This window comes from Mycetocola sp. (assembly GCF_046716805.1).
Taxonomy (GTDB): Bacteria; Actinomycetota; Actinomycetes; order Actinomycetales; family Microbacteriaceae; genus Mycetocola_A.
Genome location: NZ_JBKJWH010000054.1, coordinates 30451 through 48323, shown reverse-complemented (window position 1 = coordinate 48323; position 17873 = coordinate 30451). Strand labels below are relative to the sequence as shown.

Here is a 17873-nt window from a genome sequence, read left to right as displayed (position 1 = left end):
CGATGTCGATGAGCGCGTGGTAGAGCGCGATCTGGCGGGGAGTGGACGGCAGCAGGTCTTCGCCGCGGAGCACATGGGTGATGCCCATCAGGGCATCGTCGACCGGGTTCACGAACGGGTAGAGCGGATGCCCGTTGGGGCGCACGACGACGAAGTCGGTGAACGAGCCGGCCGGGAAGGTGATCTCACCACGGACGAGGTCGTCGAAGCTGAGGTCCGTGTCCGGCACCTTGAGCCGGAGCGCGGGCAGTCGACCCTCGGCCCGGAACGCAGCCTTCTGGTCCTCGGTCAGGTCGCGGTCGAAGTTGTCGTAGCCGAACTGCTTGGGCCGACCGGCGGCGGCGTTGCGCTCGTCGATCTCCTCCGCGTTCGAGTAGCTCTCGTAGACGTGTCCGGCAGCGGTGAGCTTCTCGATCACGTCGCGGTAGATGTCGGCGCGCTGCGACTGGCGGTAGGGGCCGTGGTTTCCCCCGACTCCCTCACCCTCGTCCCAGTCGAGCTTCAGCCAGCGCAGCGCCTCGATGATGAGGCCGTAGCTTTCCTCGCTGTCCCTCGCGGCATCCGTGTCCTCGATCCGAAAGACGAGGCGCCCTCCGGTGTGCCGCGCATAGGCCCAGTTGAACAGGGCCGTGCGGATGAGCCCGACGTGGGGGGTGCCGGTCGGAGACGGGCAGAATCGGACGCGGACGTCACTGCCGGAAGCCGTTGAGAAGAGGGGGGAATTTTCGCTTGACATCACCCGCAATCCTAGCCGCTGACGGGGAGCGGGGAGGCGGGTCTCCGGCCCACCACGACGGCGCCGACGACCACGGCGAGCACGAGCGCTGTGGCAGTGACAGCCAGCCCGTCGAAGCCGACGAGGGCGAGTGTCGGCCCGGCCAGGGCTCCCCCGGCCGCACCCGACAGGTTCATCAGCGTGTCGGTGACGCCCTGCACGCGAGGCCGGCGGAGTGGCGCCGTCGACTCGGTGACGAGCGCGGAACCGGCGACGGTGGATGCGCTCCAGCCGAGACCGAGCAGGACGAGCCCGACGGTGACCGCTGAAGCAGTTTCGGCCCCGACTGCGAGGGTGACCAGCGCCCCAACGAACAGGCCCTGGCCAAGCAGGATGATCGGCAGGCGGCCGAGCCGGTCGGCGAGGATGCCGAACACCGGCGACAAGGCGAACATGCCGGCGACGTGAAGGCTGATCGTGAGCCCGATGACGGTGAGGGAGGAGCCGTGATGCAGGAGGTGCACCGGCGTCATCGACATCACGGCCACCATCGTGGCGTGGCTGAGGGCCACGGTGAGGATGGCGAACCGTTCCCGCGCGCGAGACTCGAGCGCCGGAGCCTCCGCCCGCACGGCTGCGTCCGCCGCGGCCCCCAACGCACGGGCAATGAGGAGCGGGTCGGGCCGGAGCGCGAAGAGGTAGACGGCGGCCGCCAACAACTGCGCGGCGATACCGAAAAGGAAGGGCCCGGTGAGCGGGACGAGTCCGAAGATCCGTCCGACCACCTCCCCCGGTTCCAGAAGGTTCGGGCCGATGACGGCGCCGAGCGTGGTGGCCCAGACGACGATCGAGAGGTCCCGACCGCGTGTGCGGTCGGTGGCCAGGTCGGTGGCGGCGAAACGGGCCTGCAGAGCGACGGCCGCACCTGCGCCGACCAGGGCGAGTGCAAGAAGAAGGAGCGGAAAGCTGCGAACGGATGCCGCCACGATGGTCAGCGCGGCGCCGAGCGCTGAAATCAGTGCTCCGCTGCTGAGAGCGATCCTCCGTCCACGTCGAACGGCCACCCGGGCGAGCGGGATCGCCGCCACGGCCGCCCCGAGGGTGGACATCGTCGCCGCCATGCCGGACCAGGCATCCGATCCGGAAACATCAGCGACGAGAAGGGCTCCGAGCGAGATCGTGGCCCCGATGGCGAATCCGCCGAGCACCTGCCCGGCCGACAGCAGCCAGACGGTCCGCCGTTGCAGCGCGGCGAGCTCTGCGTGACCGATCGCGCCGGCGCTCATGAGCGATCAGGCAGCCGTGTTGCGCAGGATGCCGAGCCCCGAGACAGCGACCTCGACGGTGTCGCCAGAGACGATGGGGCCGACACCGGCGGGCGTACCGGTGAGGATGACGTCGCCGGGCAGCAGCGTGAACACCGCGGATGCGTAGGCGATGATGTCGGCGACCGAGTGGATCATGTCAGACAAGGGGGCCTGCTGGCGGATGTCGCCGTTGACGCGAGTCTCAATGGTTGCGCCGTCGAAGGAGAACTCGGTGTCGATGACCGGACCGAGGGGGCAGAACGTGTCGAAGCCTTTCGCCCGGGTCCACTGTCCATCCTTCTTCTGAAGGTCGCGAGCCGTCACATCGTTGCCGATGGTGTACCCGAAGATGACGCTCTCGGCATCCTCCGGCCGGACGTTCCTGGCGACCGAACCGATGACGACGGCAAGTTCCCCCTCGTGTTCGATCCGCTCGGACAGTGCCGGCAGGACGATCCGGTCGTTGGGGCCGATCACCGAGGTGTTGGGCTTGAGGAACAGCAGCGGCTCGGCCGGTGGCTCGGTCCCGCCCATTTCCTTCACGTGATCGGCGTAATTCTTGCCGACGCACACCACCTTCGAGCGTGGGATGACCGGGGCAAGGAGCACGGCATCCGCCAGCGGCACCCGCTCACCCGTCGTTTCGAACCCGCCGAACATCGGATCGGCTGCGAGGACGACCAGGTCGGTCTCGTCGAGGATCCCGAAGTTGATGGCACCGTCATGGCTGAATCGCGCAATTTTCACGAGTCGAGCCTAGCCTCTTCGGAGCATCCGTCGTCAGGCGTCGTGTCGTCAGGAATCCAGGCGGTACAACCAGCCGTGGGTGTCTTCACGGCGCCCGTACTGGATGTCGGTGAGCTCTTCACGAATCGACATCGTCAGCTCTCCTGGTTCCGCGTCGGGGTTGCCGATGGAGAACTCAGCGGTCTTCAGCTCACCGATGGGCGTGATCACCGCCGCGGTACCGCACGCGAACACCTCGGTGATCTCACCGGAATCGACTCCGCTGCGCCATTCTTCGATCCCCACGGCGCGCTGCTCGACGGTGTACCCACGGTCGGTCGCGAGCTGGATGATGCTGTCTCGCGTGACGCCCTCGAGGATCGATCCGGTGAGTTCAGGTGTGACGATTCGCCTGTCCTTGTGGACGAAGAAGATGTTCATGCCGCCGAGCTCTTCGATGTGCGTGCCGGTTTCGGCATCGAGGAAGAGCACCTGCGCACAGCCGTTCTCGGCGGCCTCCTGCTGCGGGAGCAGGGACGCCGCATAGTTCCCGCCGCACTTCGCTGCCCCGGTACCGCCCCGGCCGGCACGGGTGTATTCGGTGGAGAGCCAGATCGACACCGGCTTCACGCCGCCCGAGAAGTACGCGCCGGCGGGGCTCGCGATCACGTAATACCCGACCTTCTGGGCGGCTCGCACACCGAGGAACGATTCGTTCGCGATCATGAACGGCCGAAGGTAGAGGCTGGTGTCTTCGCCTGACGGCACCCAGTCCTTGTCTGCGGCGACGAGCTGGCGCAGCGACTCGAGGAAGTCCTCGACGCTCAGCTCCGGCAGGGCGAGTCGGTGCGCCGACCGCTGGAAGCGCTCGGCGTTCTTCTCTGGCCGGAACGTCCAGATCGAGCCGTCCGCGTGCCGGTACGCCTTCAGGCCTTCGAAGATTTCCTGGCCGTAGTGCAGAACCGATGACGCCGGGTCCAGCTGGAGCGGCCCATACGGCTGGACGCGGGCGTTGTGCCAGCCCTCATCAACCGTCCAGTCGATGGCGACCATGTGGTCGGTGAAGTGCTTGCCGAATCCCGGGTTCGCGAGGATCTCTTCGCGATGAGCGACCTCGCCGGCCGTAGCCGATGGGCGGTGCTCGAAGGCCAGCCGGAAGGAGTCGGTGTCGGTTCCTGGTGCGAGAGTCATGTGCGTTCCTTTGCGTGCTGAAATCTAGTGTGCGCCGAGTGATGCAACGATCGCATCTCCGACGTCCGACGTCGAGCGCGGGCTTCCGGTCCGGGCTGCGATGTCTGCGGTGACGGCGGCGGTGACCGCTGCCGATTCGGCGGCGAGGCCGACGTGTTCGAGCAGAAGGGCGACGGAGAGGATTGCCGCGGTGGGGTCCGCCTTTTGCTGCCCTGCGATATCGGGAGCAGAACCGTGGACCGGCTCGAACATGCTCGGAAAGGCGCCGTCCGGGTTGATGTTTCCTGAGGCCGCGAGCCCGATGCCGCCGCTGATTGCGCCGGCCAGATCGGTGAGGATGTCGCCGAAGAGATTGTCTGTGACGAGAACATCAAATCTAGCAGGGTCGGTGACGAGGAAGATCGTGGCGGCGTCGACGTGCAGGTAGTCGACGTGAACCTGCGGGAACTCCTCGGAGACCGCGTGCACGATGCGCTGCCAGAGGCTTCCGGAGAAGGTGAGCACGTTGGTCTTGTGCACGAGCGTCAGTCTGTTGCGACGAGCGGATGCCTTCGCGAACGCGAACCGGACGACTCGCTCGACGCCGTACGCGGTATTGACCGAGACTTCGTTGGCGATCTCGTAGGGCGTGCCCTGCCGGATGGCGCCGCCGTTGCCGACGTAGGGCCCTTCGGTGCCCTCACGGACGACGAGGAAGTCGACCTCGCCGGGGTTGGCGAGTGGGCTGGGCACCCCAGGGTAGATCCGGGTGGGACGGAGGTTGGCGTAGTGGTCAAGCGAGAAACGGAGCTTGAGCAGCAGCCCGCGCTCGATGTTCGCGGTGGCGAGGCGCGGATCGCCCGGCACTCCCCCGACTGCACCGAGCAGGATGGCGTCGTGCGCACGGATCGCCTCGAGGTCTTCGTCGGTGAGAACGTCTCCGGTCGCGAGGTATCGCTCGGCCCCGAGGGAAAATTCGGTCTTCTCGAAGCGCACGTCGCTGTCGCGGGTGACGGCATCCAGCACCTTCACGGCCTCGGCGATGACTTCAGGGCCGATCCCGTCCCCTGGGATTACCGCAAGCTTGACCTGACGCGACATGAACGCTCCATCCTGGAACCGAGGGGATATTTCCGACCGCTCCAGCCTATCGCCGCGGCGTGCGGCTCATCGCACGTGCCGGAGGGAGACCAGCGCGACGATCGCTGCGGCGACGATGAGCCCGCAACCCAGCCAGGCCGACAGGCCGACTCCGCTGTCGAATGCGTGACGCGCCGATTCGAGGAGCGCGCCGGCGGCATCCGCCGGAAGCTGTCCGGCGACATGCACCGCTCCCCCGAGCGTCTCGGCGGCCGCTGTCTGCTGCTCGGGAGTGAGAGTCTCCGGAAGCACAACGGCGTTGCGGTATGAGGCGGTGAGGATGCTGCCAAGGGTGGCCGTGCCGAGCACCGCGCCCAGCTCGTATGCCGTTTCGGAGACAGCTGACGCAGCGCCCGCCTTGTCGACGGGGGCGTTGGCGAGGATGAGCTCATTCGACACCGTTTCGGCGGCACCGATTCCGAGGCCGAGGAGCACGAAACAGATTGCGATCCCGACTGCGGACACGGCACCGCCGGTGAGCCCGATCGCGCCGTAGCCCACGGCTGAAATGACGAGACCGACAGGGATCACGATCGATGGACGCACGCGGGCAGCCACCGGCACGACCAGCAGTCCGGCGAGGATCATGGTGATCAGACCGGGCACGAGGACCAGACCCGCGGTGAGCGGGGACAGGCCGAGCACGAGTTGCAGGTGCTGTGAGACGAAGAACAGCCCGCCGACGAATGCGACGACGCTGAGCAGGTTGATCAGGACGGCACCGCTGAACGCGGGCGTGCGGAACAATGCCATGTCGAGCATCGGCGTTGTGAGCCGCCCCTGCCGGTGCACGAACACGGCGCCGGCAACCAGTCCGAGCGCGATCGACGCGACACCGACGACATCCACGCCGTCCGTCGCCAGGTGCTTGATCCCGTAGACGATGGGCAGCATGGTGACGAGCGACAGGGCGATGCTGGCCAGATCCAGCCGGCCCGGATTCGGATCCCGCGACTCAGGCACCAGGAACGGTGCGAGTGCGAACAGCGGAAGCAGCACGGGGACGGCGACGAGGAAAACGGATCCCCACCACAGATGCTCGAGCAGGATGCCGCCGAGAATCGGTCCGAGCGCGCTTCCGGCTGCGAATCCGCTCGCCCAGATCGCGATGGCGAGGCGTCGCTGGTCCCGGTCGCGGAAGATGCTGCGGATCAGCGAAAGGGTCGACGGCATGAGCATGGCGCCGAAAAATCCCAGTGCCGCCCGCGCGGCGATGAGCAGCTCGATCGACGGCGCTAACGCGGCCAGAATCGACACCAGCCCGAACCCTGCGGAGCCGACCAGGAGGAGTTTCTTGCGGCCGATCCGATCACCGAGGCTGCCCATGGACACGAGCAGTCCGGCAAGCACGAGCGGGTAGATGTCGATCATCCACAGCAGCGACGTACCGCTGGGCGTCAGCGCCTCAGAGATCGCCGGCAGGGCGAAGTTGAGCACCGTGTTGTCGACCGAGACCAGGACGACTGGCAGCATGAGAACGGCCAGCGCAGCCCAGCCCCGCCGACCCACGCGAACCGACGCCGGCTTGGAGCCCGTTGTGAGCGTTGGCGCAGTCATGAGGGTCCTTTTTGATTCGGAAGAGTGACGGAACCCCACTATACCGGCTGGACGGTATAGTTGGCGACATGACCTCCTCCCCTGACGGACCAGACAAGCGGATGCCGCCCGCCGCGTCGCCCCGCGACCGAATCCTCAACGCGTACGAAGGCCTTCTGATCGAGTCCGGGGAACGCGGGGCGACGCTCGACGCCGTTGCCGCTCGCGCCGGTGTATCCAAGGGCGGCCTGCTCTACCACTTCGGCTCGAAGGACGCCCTCACCGAGGGGTTCATTGAACGGCTCCGGATCCTCACCGAGGAGGACATCGCGCTCATGCTCGAGGCCCCGGCCGGCGTGGTGGATTACCTCATCCGCACGTCGGTGAATGCGGGCACCGCGCTAGACCGTGCCCTCATCGCCGCAGCCCGGCTGGCGCAGACCTCAGATCCGCGCGCCGGAGACGCGCTCGCCGCCATCCGCGCCCGTTGGCTTGAGGTCGTCACGGATGCCGTCGGCGATCCCGCCGTTGCCCGCGCGATCATCTTGATCAGCGATGGGCTCTATTACAACTCGGCCCTCATGGGGATGGGCGCCCCGGACCCGGCGGACACATCCGAAGAAGGCCTGAACCAACTCCTGGCACTGATCGCGCGACTCAGCGCATAGCACAGACCGGTCGCGACACTGTCAGAAGCGCAAACCCTAGCCCGCGAAGCGGAAATGGCCCTAGGGTGATCCCACCAGCACCGGAAAGGGAGCAATCACCATGAGTATTGGTTTGGGAATTTTTCTCATCGCCATCGGGGCGATCCTCACGTTCGCACTCAATGTGAGCGTGGATGTCGTCAACCTTGACCTGATCGGCTGGATCCTTATGGGGGCCGGCCTTGTCGTTGTCATCATCGGCATCGCGCTTCTCACTCGGAAACGCCGTACCGTCGCGACATCGCGCGTCGACGTGGACCCGGCGACGGGATCCCGCGTGAACACCACGGAGCGCGACGACACGCTCTGATCAGCACCGCATACGAAACGGCCACCGCTTCTGCGGTGGCCGTTTTGCGTGTCGCTGGTGAGGCTGCTTACTGCTCGGTGATCTCGATCGCCCGCAGAACGCTGGCGTCGATGTCCGACCGGACGGCGTCGAGGATCGCATCCGGCACCGGCGAGTCCACGGTCAGCACGCTGAGCGCCTGGCCACCCGCCGCACGTCGGGCAACCTGCATCCCCGCGATGTTGATGGATGCTTCACCGAAACGACGGCCGTACACGGCAACGATTCCGGGGCGGTCGGTGTACAGCATGACGATGTGGTGCTGCGCGATCGGAACTTCGACGTCGTATCCGTTGATCTCGACGAGCTTCTCGATCTGCTTGGTGCCGGTCAGGGTCCCCGAAACCGAAATCTGTGAGCCGTCGCTGAGCGCGCCGCGCAGGGTGATGATGTTGCGGTATTCCTCGCTCTCAGCATCCGTCAGGAGGCGCACGACGATGCCACGCTGGTCGGCGAGCAGCGGCGCGTTGACATACGACACCGTCTCGCTGACGATGTTCGTGAAGATGCCCTTGAGCGCGGCAAGCTTGAGCACGCTGACGTCGTACTCGCTGAGTTCACCGTGGACCTCGACGTCGACGCTGGTGAGCGGCGAATGCGCCAGCGCGGCGAAGATCTGACCGAGTTTCTCCACCAGGGGGATGCCGGGGCGAACGTACGGGTCGATGACGCCGCCGGCGACGTTGACTGCGTCTGGCACCAGTTCGCCACCGAGGGCGAGCCGCACGGAGCGGGCGACGGAAACGCCGGCCTTCTCCTGCGCTTCGTCGGTGGAGGCGCCGAGGTGCGGGGTGACGATGATGTTCGGCAATCCGAGCAGCGCGTCGTTGGTCGGAGGCTCAGAGACGAAGACGTCGAGCCCCGCGCCGGCGATGGTCCCGGTGATCAGGGCTTCGTGCAGCGCGTCCTCGTCGATGAGGCCACCGCGTGCGACGTTGACGATGTAGGCAGTCGGCTTCATGAGCGCGAGCTGGTCGGTGCTGATCATGCCGGTGGTCTCCGGCGTCTTCGGCATGTGGATGCTGATAAAGTCCGACCGCTCGAGCAGTTCGTCGAGCGTGACGAGCTGCACACCGAGCTGCTGGGCGCGTGCGCTTGTGACGTAGGGGTCGTAGGCGACGATGTTCGTGCCGAAGGCCTGCAGTCGCGCGGTGATGAGCGCACCGATCCGGCCCAGGCCGATGATGCCGATCGTCTTTTCGTACAGCTCGGTTCCGGTGTACTTGGAGCGCTTCCACTGGCCCTGTGCGAGAGCGTTGTGCGCCTGCGGGATGTGACGGGCGAGGCTCAGGATGTGGCCGACGGTCAGTTCGGCGGCCGAGATGATGTTCGACGTGGGCGCGTTCACGACCATGACGCCGGCTGCGGTCGCCGCCTTGATGTCGACGTTGTCGAGTCCGACGCCCGCTCGAGCGATGACCTTCAGTTGCGGGGCTGCGGCCAGGGCTTCGGCATCGACCTGGGTCGCTGACCGCACGAGGATGGCGTGAGCGTCAGCGAGCGAGCTGAGAAGCGCAGGCCGGTCTGTGCCGTCCACCTGGCGGATGTCGAAATCGGGCCCGAGAGCGTCGACTGTTGCTGGTGAGAGTTCTTCGGCGATCAGTACGACCGGTTTTGACACAGGGACATCCTTTGCTAGCAACGGGGAGGCCGGGCGTCGCAGCCGTCGGGACGCACGTGCTCCAACTTTATCGGACGCGCAGGCGGTGTTACGTCAGCACCGATCCGATGCCGAACAGCGCGAGAAGACTCAGCGATACGGCGGCGACCGTGCCGAGCCCGGCAAGGTAGAGGAGTACCTGCGCGAGGACGTTTCTGCGCCTGCCGAGCCAGAAGGCCAGTGCGAACACGGCGATGGGCAGGAGGATGCCGAGAATCAGGACCACCCAACCGAGCGGATTGATCGTCGTTTCCAGTCCGGATGCGACGACGCTCACTCCGACCAGGTTGCCGACCGCCTCCCAGACGTCGAAAGCGAAGAGGAGGCCGAAGAGCACGGCGAGGCCAAGAGCCAGCCAGGCCGGGGTGGTGGGACGGGTTTCGGGTACCGAGGATGTCGTCATTCTCAGTTCGCTCCGACAATGAAGGGCCACGGGGCGAGGACGAGAACACCGACGGCGAGGGCGAGCAGACGGGCGCGGAGGGACGCGGAGCCGCGGGTCACCCAGAAGGTGGCTGCGATCCAGAACGCGGGAGAGAGCACGGCGAACCAGAGCCCCACGGTGAACATCGCTCCCCCGACGATGTCGGCCGGAGCGCCCGTCGCGCGCTGGGCAGCGATGAGCCAGCCGATCGTGTACAGGAGATAGATTCCGGCGAGGATGCCGTAAGTCACGAGGGCGACGGAGCTCAGCTGCCCTGGGCGGTGGTCCGCCGGTGCCGTGGCGATCCGACCCGGTTTCCCGACCACTTTCCATCCGCCGGCGACAGCGGGTTCGGCGTCGGCTCCCGGGCGGCTCTTCGAACCAGGTGTTTCGACGGGCTCGGGGTCGCCCGCCCAGGTCAGCGCCTCGTCATCATGCGGATCCGAACTCATGGCCTCCAGCGTACCGGTCTCGCAACCTGCATCGAGATGGCAGTAGCGCACCCAAGATCGCCCGCTGCGACCGTTTTGGGTGCGCAACTGCCATCTCGCGTCGTCGACACAACGACGAACGGCCCCCGCCTGTGGCGGGAGCCGTTCGGAACGTGCACGTGCGACTAGCGCGCGACGGAACCGTCGGTGTAGTCGTCGTCGTTCGAAGCGTTCCAGGCGAAGAGCTTGCGCAGTTCGCGGCCGGTCTCCTCGATCGGGTGAGCCTCGCCCTTGGCGCGGAGTTCGAGGAATTCGGGTGCTCCGGCATCCTGATCGTCGATGAAACGCTTCGCGAACGCACCTGACTGGATGTCGGCGAGAACGGCCTTCATGTTCTCCTTGACGTTCGGGTCGATGACGCGAGGGCCTGAGACGTAGTCACCGTACTCGGCGGTGTCGGAGACGCTCCAGCGCTGCTTGGCGATGCCACCCTCCCACATGAGGTCGACGATGAGCTTGAGCTCGTGCAGCACCTCGAAGTAAGCGACCTGCGGCTGGTAGCCGGCCTCTGTGAGGACCTCGAAGCCGTACTGGACGAGCTGCGAAGCACCACCGCAGAGGACGGCCTGCTCGCCGAACAGGTCGGTTTCGGTCTCTTCGGTGAAGGTGGTCTTGATGCCGCCGGCGCGGAGCCCGCCGATCGCCTTCGCGTAGCTGAGGGTCAGCGGCCAGGCCTGGCCCGATGCGTCCTTCTCGACGGCGACGATCACGGGCACGCCGCGTCCTGCCTCGTACTCGCGACGAACGGTGTGGCCGGGGCCCTTCGGGGCGACCATGACCACGTCGACACCCTCAGGTGCTTCGATGTAGCCGAAACGGATGTTGAAGCCGTGGCCGAAGACGAGCGCCTTGCCCTCGGAGAGCTGGTCCTTGATGGACTCTGCGTAGATGGTGCGCTGGAACTGGTCGGGCGCGAGGATGACGATGACGTCCGCCCATGCGGCGGCGTCGGCGACGGTCTTGACGGTGAAGCCCTGCTCTTCGGCCTTCGCAATCGACTTCGAGCCTTCCTTGAGCCCGATGACGACATCGACACCCGAGTCACGGAGGTTCAGCGCGTGCGCGTGGCCCTGTGAGCCATAGCCGACGACGGCAACTTTCTTCCCCTGGATGATCGAGATGTCAGCATCTGCGTCGTAGAAAATCTCAGACAATTGTTGTTTCTCCTTGGTGGTGAGGGTGGTGGGCGGTACCGAAAGACTTCGGCGGGTGCCCGTCTAGTTCTTGAATACGCGGTCGGTGATCGATTTGGAGCCTCGACCGATCGCGAGCAGGCCGGACTGCGCCATCTCCTTGATGCCGTACGGCTCGAGGACCTTCAGCATTGCGTTGGTCTTACCGGAATCCCCCGTGACCTCGATCACGACGGCATCGGTCGACACGTCGACGACGCGGGCCCGGAACAGGGTGACGGCCTCGAGCACCTGGGACCGGGTGGTGTTGTCGACCCGGACCTTGATGAGGAGGTGTTCACGCTGGACGGACTGGTCGAAATCGAGCTCCACGATCTTGATCACGTTGACGAGCTTGTTCAGCTGCTTGGTGATCTGCTCGAGCGGGAGGCCCTCGACGGTCACGACGACAGTGATGCGGCTGAGCCCGGGCACCTCGCTCGTGCCGACGGCGAGGGACTCGATGTTGAAGCCGCGCCGGGCGAACAGTCCGGCAACACGGGTGAGGAGACCGGGCTTGTTCTCGACAAGCAGGCTCAGGACGTGTCTCGACATGGCTTAGGCCTCCTCATCGAACGACGGGCTGTGGTCTTTCGCGTACTGGACGTAGCTGTTGCTGACACCCTGGGGAACCATCGGCCAGACCATGGCGTCCGCGCTCACGACGAAGTCGATGACGACCGGACGGTCGTTGGTCTCTAGAGCGAGCTTGATGGCGGCGTCGACTTCCTCTTCCTTCGTCACGCGGATGCCGAGGCATCCGTACGCGTCGGCCAGCTTCAGGAAGTCGGGGATCCGGACGGTGTCGTGACCGGTGTTCAGGTCGGTGTTCGAGTACCGGCCGTCGTAGAACAGGGTCTGCCACTGGCGAACCATGCCCAGGGAGGAGTTGTTGATGACGGCGACCTTGATCGGGATCTTGTTGATCGCACAGGTGGCGAGTTCCTGGTTGGTCATCTGGAAGCATCCGTCACCGTCGATCGACCAGACGACGCGGTCGGGTTCGGCGACCTTCGCGCCCATCGCCGCAGGCACCGAGTAGCCCATGGTGCCCGCGCCGCCGGAGTTCAGCCAGGAGTTCGGTCGCTCGTACTTGATGAACTGCGCCGCCCACATCTGGTGCTGTCCGACGCCCGCCGCGTAGATGCCCTCTGGGCCGGTCAGCTCGCCGATCCGCTGGATGACGTACTGGGGTGCGAGAAGACCGTCGGTCGGCGTCGTGTAGCCGAGCGGGAATTCCTCGCGGAGCCCGTTCAGGTAGGTCCACCACGCTTCGGTTTCTGGCGTGGTCTCAGCCAGAGCTGTGCGCAAGGCGGCGGTGAGGTCGACGATGACGTCCTTGGCATCGCCGACGATGGGGACGTCAGCCGTGCGGATCTTCGAGATCTCCGCGGGGTCGACGTCGACATGCACGACCTTCGCGTGAGGCGCGAACAGTGCGGTCTTGCCCGTGACCCGGTCATCGAATCGCGCACCGAGCGACACGATGAGATCGGACTCCTGCAACGCGAGCACAGCAGGGACTGTGCCGTGCATCCCGGGCATACCGAGGTGCTGCTGGTGCGAATCGGGGAACGCTCCGCGGGCCATCAGCGTGGTCACGACGGGTGCGCCGATGAGTTCGGCCAGCTCGAGCAGTTCAGCCGACGCCTTGGCACGGATGACACCGCCGCCGACGTAGAGCACCGGCTTCTTCGCCTCGACGAGCAGCTGTGCTGCCGCCAGGATCTGCTTGCCGTGTGCCTTGGTGACCGGCCGGTACCCAGGCAGGTCGATCTTCGGCGGCCAGACGAACGGTGCGTCCTGCTGCTGGGCGTCCTTCGTGATGTCCACGAGCACTGGACCTGGTCGCCCGGTCGACGCGATGTGGTACGCCGCAGCGAGAGTGGCCGGGATGTCGTTCGCGTCGGTGACGAGGAAGGAGTGCTTCGTGATCGGCATGGTGATGCCGACGATGTCCGCCTCCTGGAAGGCGTCCGTTCCCATCAGGTTCGAAAACACCTGTCCGGTGATCGCGAGCAGAGGGACGGAGTCCATGTGCGCATCCATGATGGCGGTGACGAGGTTGGTCGCTCCGGGGCCGGAGGTTGCGATCGCGACACCTACCTTGCCGGTGGCTGCCGCGTAACCCTCGGCGGCATGGCCGGCACCCTGTTCGTGCCGAACGAGGATGTGGCGGATCTTGGAGGTGTCCATCAGCGGGTCGTAGACAGGCAGGATGGCGCCACCTGGCAGGCCGAAGACATCCGTGATGCCGAGCAGTTCGAGGGTTCGGACGACGGCTGAGGCACCGCTCATCGTTTCGGGGTCGCCCTGGGCGGCCTTGAGGTCAGCGGGCGATATGGCGGTGCGAGGTTCCGCAGGCATCGTATGGATTCCCTTGTCGATGGTTGGATCTGGACAGGACGCGCAACTATCCCGTGATCGCGCCTTCCGCGGCGGAGTGCACGAGCTTGGCGTATTTTGCGAGAACTCCACGGGTGTAGCGCGGGGGAAGCGGGGCCCAGCCGATGCGGCGGGCAGCCAACTCTTCTTCGTCGACAAGTAGGTCGAGCGACCGAGCTGCGATATCGACCCGTATCAGATCACCATCGCGCACGAAGGCAATGGGACCGGCGTCCACTGCTTCGGGTGCTATGTGGCCGATGCAGAGGCCGGTTGTGCCGCCTGAGAATCGACCGTCCGTCAATAGTAGTACATCTTTTCCGAGCCCAGCGCCCTTGATGGCCGCTGTGATCGCGAGCATCTCGCGCATCCCTGGCCCTCCCTTCGGGCCCTCGTATCGAATGACGATGACGTCCCCTGCGGCGATCTGTCCGTCGGTGAGCGCGTCCATGGCGGCACGTTCGCGTTCGAACACGCGGGCGGGGCCTTCGAAGATGTCGGCGTCGAAGCCGGCGGTCTTCACGACGGCGCCCTCAGGCGCGAAGGTGCCGTGGAGCACCGTGATACCGCCGGTGGCGTGGATCGGGTTGTCGAGCGCGCGGATGACCTCGCCGTCGAGCGGCAGCGGGTTCAGGTCGGCGAGGTTCTCGGCGACCGTCTTGCCGGTGACCGTGAGAGCGTCGCCGTGCAACAGGCCGGCGTCGAGGAGCGCCTTCATCACGACGGGCACGCCCCCGTGGCGGTCGACGTCGTTCATGACGTACTTGCCGAACGGTTTGAGGTCGCCGATGTGCGGAACGGTGTCACCGATCCGGTTGAAGTCATCGAGGGTGAGCTCGACCTCAGCCTCGCGCGCGATCGCGAGCAGGTGCAGCACGACGTTGGTTGACCCGCCGAACGCCATGGCGACGGCGATGGCGTTCTCGAACGCCTTTTTCGTGAGGATGTCACGGGCGGTGATTCCGAGGCGCAGCATGTTGACGACGGCTTCGCCTGAGCGGTGAGCGAAGTAGTCGCGGCGGCGGTCGGCTGAGGGCGGGGAAGCAGAGCCAGGCAGGCTCATGCCGAGAGCTTCAGCGACGGACGCCATCGTGTTGGCCGTGTACATACCGCCGCACGCACCTTCGCCTGGGGCGATGGCGCACTCGATGCGCTTGAGGTCTTCCTCGCTCATCGTGCCGGCCTTGCAGGCACCGACCGCTTCGAACGAGTCGATGATCGTGACGTCCTTCTCGGTGCCGTCGCTGAGCTTCACCCAGCCCGGAGCGATCGAGCCGGCGTAGAGGAACACCGAGGCGAGATCCAGTCGTGCGGCGGCCATGAGCATGCCGGGCAGTGACTTGTCGCAGCCGGCGAGGAGGACGGTGCCGTCCAGGCGCTCAGCCATGACCACGGTTTCGACCGAGTCGGCGATGACCTCACGGGAGACCAGGGAGAAGTGCATGCCTTCGTGGCCCATGGAGATGCCGTCGGAGACGGAGATCGTGCCGAACTGCAGCGGGTATCCGCCTCCGGAATGGACGCCTTCCTTCGCCCCTTGTGCGAGCCGGTCAAGCGACAGGTTGCACGGGGTAATCTCATTCCAGCTCGACGCAATGCCGATCTGGGGTTTGTCCCAGTCCTCGTCGCCCATTCCAACGGCGCGGAGCATTCCTCGCGATGTGGTGGCTTCGATTCCGTCTGTGACTGCTCGGCTGCGAGGTTTCAGGTCGATCTCTGACATGGTTCGAGTCTAGAACCTCGAACATGCCCCGGCTTTCATCGACCGGTCGCTGCGCGGAAGCTGGCCAGACTGTCGAGGACCTCGGCGACCTCCGCCGGGGAACCGACCCGGAACGGCGCGATGGTGGGCCCCTCCCCGCTTTTGAGTGCGAGGTCCCCCGTATTGAGCACGGAAAACGCATCCTCGTCGGTGACATCGTCGCCAGCGTAGAGCACGGCTGTGGCACCGGTGTAGTCACGCAGGTGCAGGATCGCGTCGCCCTTGGTCGCGTCGAGGACCGAGAATTCGAGGACGTCCTTGCCGTCGCGCACCGTGGCATCCGGGCAGACGTCCGCGACGATCCTGCGTGCGTCGTTCTCTGCCAAAAATGCTGCCTCAGAGTCGAGGCCGCGGGTGTGGACGGCGAACCCTGCCGGTTTGCGTTCGATGCGCGCGCCGGGGTGGGCGTCCGAGAACCCGGCGAATCCGGCGGTCAGGGCTCGGAGCCGTTCGGTGTCATCCGCATCCAGCGGAGGGTGCGCATCGACGCCGTCGAAGCGGTATTCGGCACCGTGGGATCCAACGAGGAGAACACCGGCCGGTGCCTCGGAAGCGAGCTGGAGGCTGTCGACCGCGCGCCCGGAGACGAACGCCACCGTTGTATGCGACACCTCGAGCAGCCGTTCGACGGCGAGCCGTGCCTCCGGCAGGGCCCGGGCGTCCTCCGGTCGGTCGACGAACGGCGCGAGCGTACCGTCGAAGTCGAGCGCAACGAGGAGGTGCTCCGCGTCGGCGAGCTGCTTCAGCGCGCTGTTGAGCGCCGCATCGATCGCACTCATTTCCGTGCGTCCGGGTGCTCGTGCGAGACCGGATGCGCCGTGGTGGAGTTCGCGAGTTCCTCGAGGAACACCCTCGACCACTTCACGACGTCATTCTCCAGCACACGTTTACGGAGGGCCCGCATGCGTCGGCGCCGTTCGGAGCCGGGCATCTCGATGGCCTGCATGATGGCATCCTTCACCCCGTCGATGTCATGCGGGTTGATGAGCAGCGCCTGGCGAAGGTCGTCGGATGCCCCGGCGAACTCGCTGAGGATGAGGACACCGCCGAGGTCGGCGCGGGTGGCGACATATTCCTTCGCCACAAGGTTCATCCCGTCGCGGAGCGCGGTGACGAGCATGACGTCTGCGGCGAGGTAGAGGGCGACCATCTCCTCGCGTGGATAGCCCTGGTGCAGGTAGTTGATGGCGGTGTGGCCGATCGACCCGTAGTCGCCGTTGATGCGGCCGACGGTCAACTCGATCTCGTCACGGAGTTGCATGTAGCTGGCCACACGCTCGCGGCTGGGGCTGGCCACCTGCACGAGGGTGACGTCGTTGACGGCGAGGCGGTTGTCGGCGAGGAGCTCCCCGAACGCCTTGAGCCGGTGTCCGATGCCCTTGGTGTAGTCGAGACGGTCGACGCCGAGCATGATCGTTTTCGGGTTGCCGAGCTCTGCACGGATCTGCTTCGCCCGAGCCTGGACCGCGGGGTCCTTCGCAAGCTCGACGTAACTCGTCGCGTCGATGGAGATGGGAAATGCGCGAGCGACCACCCGGCGCACCGGGGCGCCGCGCACGTGCGAGCGGTCTCCGGTGGTGGGGTCTGAGGAGTCCCCGACCGGAACCCAGACCCGGGTGCCTTTGGTCTCGTAGCCGAACAGCCTGCGGACGGCGCGGGAAAAGTTGCCGGCATCCGCAACCCGTTGGAAGCCGATGACGTCTGCTCCGAGGAGTCCCGAGATGATCTGCTGCCGCCACGGAAGCTGGGAAAAGATTCCGTAGGCAGGGAATGGGATGTGGTTGAAGAACCCGATGGTGAGATCCGGGCGTGCTTCGCGCAGCATGCCTGGGACGAGTTGAAGCTGGTAGTCGTGCACCCAGACGGTGGCACCGATGTCGGCGATTCGCGCGGTGGCGTCAGCGAAGCGACGGTTCACCTCGACGTACGTTTCCCACCACTCCCGGTGGTAACTCGGCTGCGCGATGACGTCGTGGTACAGCGGCCACAGGGTGTCGTTGGAGAATCCCTCGTAGTAGTTCTCGATCTCTTCGGCGTTCAGCGCGATCGGCACCATGCGGATGCCTTCGTGTTCGAACGGTTCCAGTTGGACGTCCGGCGCCCCCGGCCAGCCCACCCAGGCGCCGTCCGACGTCTTCATCAGCGGTTCGAGCGCCGCTACGAGACCACCGGGAGACATCCGCCATCCGACTGTGCCGTCGGGCTGGGTGACGCTGTCGACTGGGAGCCGGTTGGCCACCACGACGAAGTCGTATGTGTCGCCTGTGCTGGGTGTGGTCACGGTTATTTCTGTCCCCTCGGCCGTCGATCGGCATCGTCGTTCGCCACT

General features: G+C 65.9%; 17 protein-coding genes. 2 read left to right on the top strand and 15 right to left on the bottom strand.

Annotated features, from left to right (window positions below; translation table 11 throughout):
- From ACLQ62_RS04695 to ACLQ62_RS04670, 6 genes are all read right to left on the bottom strand, one after another.
- The coding region (locus ACLQ62_RS04695; RefSeq protein ID WP_411720503.1) for a glutamate--tRNA ligase at window positions 1–736 on the bottom strand (736 nt) is incomplete at its 3' end.
- Window positions 737–747: 11 nt separating this feature from the next.
- Window positions 748–2001, bottom strand: coding sequence for an MFS transporter (locus ACLQ62_RS04690; RefSeq protein WP_411720502.1), 1254 nt, complete (start codon window positions 1999–2001; stop codon window positions 748–750).
- Window positions 2002–2007: 6 nt separating this feature from the next.
- The gene (locus tag ACLQ62_RS04685) at window positions 2008–2769 is read right to left on the bottom strand and encodes a fumarylacetoacetate hydrolase family protein (RefSeq protein ID WP_411720501.1); all 762 of its coding nucleotides are present in this window, start codon (window positions 2767–2769) and stop codon (window positions 2008–2010) included.
- Window positions 2770–2817: 48 nt separating this feature from the next.
- Complete coding sequence (locus ACLQ62_RS04680) at window positions 2818–3939, bottom strand: branched-chain amino acid aminotransferase (RefSeq protein ID WP_411720500.1); 1122 nt, start codon at window positions 3937–3939, stop codon at window positions 2818–2820.
- 24 nt (window positions 3940–3963) lie between these two features.
- The gene (locus tag ACLQ62_RS04675; protein WP_411720499.1) at window positions 3964–5019 is read right to left on the bottom strand and encodes a 3-isopropylmalate dehydrogenase; all 1056 of its coding nucleotides are present in this window, start codon (window positions 5017–5019) and stop codon (window positions 3964–3966) included.
- Window positions 5020–5085: 66 nt separating this feature from the next.
- On the bottom strand, window positions 5086–6615 hold the full coding sequence (locus ACLQ62_RS04670; RefSeq protein ID WP_411720498.1) for an MFS transporter: 1530 nt from the start codon (window positions 6613–6615) through the stop codon (window positions 5086–5088).
- 68 nt (window positions 6616–6683) lie between these two features.
- On the opposite strand from ACLQ62_RS04670, the gene ACLQ62_RS04665 reads away from it, so the two are divergent.
- Both ACLQ62_RS04665 and ACLQ62_RS04660 read left to right on the top strand, forming a co-directional pair.
- The gene (locus ACLQ62_RS04665) at window positions 6684–7262 is read left to right on the top strand and encodes a TetR/AcrR family transcriptional regulator (RefSeq protein ID WP_411720497.1); all 579 of its coding nucleotides are present in this window, start codon (window positions 6684–6686) and stop codon (window positions 7260–7262) included.
- 100 nt (window positions 7263–7362) lie between these two features.
- Entirely contained in the window at window positions 7363–7611 is a 249-nt protein-coding gene (locus ACLQ62_RS04660; RefSeq protein WP_411720496.1) for a DUF6458 family protein, read from the top strand.
- Window positions 7612–7678: 67 nt separating this feature from the next.
- On the opposite strand, the gene serA is transcribed toward ACLQ62_RS04660, so the two are convergent.
- From serA to otsA, 9 genes are all read right to left on the bottom strand, one after another.
- Complete coding sequence (gene serA / locus ACLQ62_RS04655; RefSeq protein ID WP_411720495.1) at window positions 7679–9271, bottom strand: phosphoglycerate dehydrogenase; 1593 nt, start codon at window positions 9269–9271, stop codon at window positions 7679–7681.
- Window positions 9272–9359: 88 nt separating this feature from the next.
- Window positions 9360–9713 carry a hypothetical protein gene (locus ACLQ62_RS04650; RefSeq protein WP_411720494.1) on the bottom strand — a complete coding sequence of 118 codons (354 nt, stop codon included), beginning with the start codon at window positions 9711–9713 and terminating at the stop codon, window positions 9360–9362.
- Window positions 9714–9715: 2 nt separating this feature from the next.
- Window positions 9716–10186 carry a hypothetical protein gene (locus tag ACLQ62_RS04645; RefSeq protein ID WP_411720493.1) on the bottom strand — a complete coding sequence of 157 codons (471 nt, stop codon included), beginning with the start codon at window positions 10184–10186 and terminating at the stop codon, window positions 9716–9718.
- Between the two features lie 164 nt (window positions 10187–10350).
- Entirely contained in the window at window positions 10351–11379 is a 1029-nt protein-coding gene (gene ilvC, locus ACLQ62_RS04640) for a ketol-acid reductoisomerase (RefSeq protein ID WP_411720492.1), read from the bottom strand.
- 63 nt (window positions 11380–11442) lie between these two features.
- The gene (gene ilvN / locus ACLQ62_RS04635; protein WP_354498356.1) at window positions 11443–11952 is read right to left on the bottom strand and encodes an acetolactate synthase small subunit; all 510 of its coding nucleotides are present in this window, start codon (window positions 11950–11952) and stop codon (window positions 11443–11445) included.
- Window positions 11953–11955: 3 nt separating this feature from the next.
- Window positions 11956–13764 (bottom strand): acetolactate synthase large subunit, encoded by a 1809-nt coding sequence (locus tag ACLQ62_RS04630; protein WP_411720491.1) that lies wholly within the window; start codon window positions 13762–13764, stop codon window positions 11956–11958.
- A gap of 46 nt (window positions 13765–13810) precedes the next feature.
- Window positions 13811–15505 (bottom strand): dihydroxy-acid dehydratase, encoded by a 1695-nt coding sequence (ilvD, locus tag ACLQ62_RS04625; RefSeq protein ID WP_411720490.1) that lies wholly within the window; start codon window positions 15503–15505, stop codon window positions 13811–13813.
- A gap of 35 nt (window positions 15506–15540) precedes the next feature.
- Window positions 15541–16323, bottom strand: a complete 783-nt coding sequence (otsB, locus tag ACLQ62_RS04620) for a trehalose-phosphatase (RefSeq protein WP_411720489.1) — start codon at window positions 16321–16323, stop codon at window positions 15541–15543.
- Window positions 16320–17825 (bottom strand): alpha,alpha-trehalose-phosphate synthase (UDP-forming), encoded by a 1506-nt coding sequence (gene otsA / locus ACLQ62_RS04615; protein ID WP_411720488.1) that lies wholly within the window; start codon window positions 17823–17825, stop codon window positions 16320–16322. The genes otsB and otsA overlap by 4 nt, the downstream gene beginning before the upstream one ends.
- Window positions 17826–17873 lie beyond the last annotated feature (48 nt).

Bases quoted from the DNA above. Each gene is read 5' to 3' on its own strand.
- ACLQ62_RS04690 (WP_411720502.1), bottom strand. From the start codon at position 2,001: ATGAGCGCCGGCGCGATCGGTCACGCAGAGCTCGCCGCGCTGCAACGG.
- ACLQ62_RS04680 (WP_411720500.1), bottom strand. From the start codon at position 3,939: ATGACTCTCGCACCAGGAACCGACACCGACTCCTTCCGGCTGGCCTTC.
- ACLQ62_RS04675 (WP_411720499.1), bottom strand. From the start codon at position 5,019: ATGTCGCGTCAGGTCAAGCTTGCGGTAATCCCAGGGGACGGGATCGGC.
- ACLQ62_RS04670 (WP_411720498.1), bottom strand. From the start codon at position 6,615: ATGACTGCGCCAACGCTCACAACGGGCTCCAAGCCGGCGTCGGTTCGC.
- ACLQ62_RS04665 (WP_411720497.1), top strand. From the start codon at position 6,684: ATGACCTCCTCCCCTGACGGACCAGACAAGCGGATGCCGCCCGCCGCG.
- ACLQ62_RS04660 (WP_411720496.1), top strand. From the start codon at position 7,363: ATGAGTATTGGTTTGGGAATTTTTCTCATCGCCATCGGGGCGATCCTC.
- ACLQ62_RS04650 (WP_411720494.1), bottom strand. From the start codon at position 9,713: ATGACGACATCCTCGGTACCCGAAACCCGTCCCACCACCCCGGCCTGG.
- ACLQ62_RS04645 (WP_411720493.1), bottom strand. From the start codon at position 10,186: ATGAGTTCGGATCCGCATGATGACGAGGCGCTGACCTGGGCGGGCGAC.
- ilvN (WP_354498356.1), bottom strand. From the start codon at position 11,952: ATGTCGAGACACGTCCTGAGCCTGCTTGTCGAGAACAAGCCCGGTCTC.
- ACLQ62_RS04630 (WP_411720491.1), bottom strand. From the start codon at position 13,764: ATGCCTGCGGAACCTCGCACCGCCATATCGCCCGCTGACCTCAAGGCC.
- ilvD (WP_411720490.1), bottom strand. From the start codon at position 15,505: ATGTCAGAGATCGACCTGAAACCTCGCAGCCGAGCAGTCACAGACGGA.
- otsB (WP_411720489.1), bottom strand. From the start codon at position 16,323: ATGAGTGCGATCGATGCGGCGCTCAACAGCGCGCTGAAGCAGCTCGCC.